This is a genomic window from Bacillus sp. GMs2/2, from assembly GCF_050172095.1.
GTDB classification, from domain to species: Bacteria; Bacillota; Bacilli; order Bacillales; family Bacillaceae_G; genus Bacillus_A; species Bacillus_A cereus.
This window is the reverse complement of record NZ_JBNLYE010000601.1, coordinates 1-1,787: the sequence shown is the minus strand read 5'-3', so window position 1 is coordinate 1,787 and position 1,787 is coordinate 1. Positions and strand designations below refer to the sequence as shown.

Below are 1,787 nucleotides of genomic sequence, written 5' to 3'. Positions count from 1 at the left end.
TAATTATTGATGATGATAAAGAAATTGTTGAATTACTTGCTGTTTATTTGCGAAATGAAGGCTATAACATTTATAAAGCTTATGATGGCGATGAAGCATTGCAAAAGGTTTCTACATATGAAGTTGACCTTATGATTTTGGATATTATGATGCCAAAGCGAAACGGATTAGAAGTTTGTCAGGAAGTGCGTGAAAATAATACTGTACCAATTCTAATGCTTAGTGCAAAAGCAGAAGATATGGATAAAATATTAGGTCTTATGACAGGTGCCGATGATTATATGATCAAGCCATTCAATCCATTAGAATTAGTAGCAAGAGTGAAAGCTTTATTACGAAGATCATCTTTCCAAAACGCTACTTCGCAAAAGAATGAAGATGGTATTATTCGTATTCGCTCTGTTGAAATACACAAACATAATCATACTGTTAAAGTAAATGGAGAGTATATTAAACTAACCTCTATTGAATTCGATATTTTATATTTGCTTGCAAGTAATACAGGAAGAGTATTTAGTTCAGAAGAAATTTTTGAACGCGTTTGGAATGAAGATGGTTACGGTTCAAATAAGACTGTAATGGTCCATATTAGCAACTTACGGGATAAACTTGAAACAGTAATAAATGGAGAGAAATTTATTCACACTGTTTGGGGAGTTGGCTATAAAATTGAGAAATGAAGCATTTGATATATTAAAAGATATCCCTAAATGGAAACTTATTTTTTGGCTCTTATTAGCTATCACACTCACGCCTATTACTGAATTAATTATTTATCGCCTCGTTACGAGTGTAATTGAGAGTTCACTTACTCTAACTGAACTCGGTAAAGAATTCATTCGAATTTTTGGTTATGAAAAGTATAAAGGGATTAAAGAATCGTTATGGATGATGATTGTATCTTATTTGTTTTTATTTTCTATTTTTTCATCCTATCTTTACATTTTTTATCGCCACGAGAAAAAACTTTACTATGAAACTTGTATTAAAAAAATGATAGAAGAAATTCGTTATATTGCAAATGGAAACTTCAATCATAAAGTTTCTATTGTAAATCATAATTATCTAGAAGAATTAGCAATCGGGGTCAATGAAATTGTTGAACAATTAAAAGTCTCCATTGATGAAGAAAGACAAGCGGAACAAGCAAAAAGTGAACTTATTACAAATGTATCACATGACTTACGCACTCCCCTTACTTCTATAGTTGGATACGTAAATTTAATCCATCATGATAATTATAGAGATGAAGTAGAATTGCGATACTATATTCAAGTCATTTACGATAAAGTAACTCGTCTTAATGCATTAATGAATGACTTGTTCGAATATACACGTGTTCAAAATAAAGAGTTAAGCTTGTATTCTGTTCCTATTGACATAGTAGAGTTACTTGGACAATTAACTGTTCAATTCCGTATACAATTTCAAGAAGCAAATATAGAATGTCGACCTTCTTTCCCATCTCAAAAGCTCATGGTATTAGCTGATGGTGAAAAATTAGTGCGTGTGTTTGAAAATCTTATTATAAACGCTATCGCTTATGGAAGCGAAGGTCGCTATATTGACCTTACTGCTTATGAAAGCAATAATATGATTACAATTGATATAACAAATTACGGACAACCTATTCCTAGTACGGATTTACCTCATATTTTTGAACGTTTTTATCGCGTTGAGAAATCTCGCTCTACAAACACTGGTGGATCTGGACTTGGATTAGCTATTGCAAAAAGTATAGTCGAATTGCATAAAGGAACAATTGAAGTATATAGTGATGATGAAAA

2 protein-coding genes are annotated in these 1,787 nt (G+C 31.6%); both read left to right on the top strand.

Features of this window, described 5'->3' with window-relative positions; genetic code table 11:
- The first annotated feature begins 2 nt into the window (after positions 1–2).
- Positions 3–680: a response regulator transcription factor gene (locus tag ACQGS6_RS27785; protein ID WP_426965981.1), complete on the top strand. Its 678-nt coding sequence runs from the start codon at positions 3–5 to the stop codon at positions 678–680.
- Positions 670–1,787: sensor histidine kinase (locus ACQGS6_RS27780; RefSeq protein WP_426965980.1), on the top strand; the 1,118-nt coding region annotated here is incomplete at its 3' end. The genes ACQGS6_RS27785 and ACQGS6_RS27780, both read left to right, overlap by 11 nt.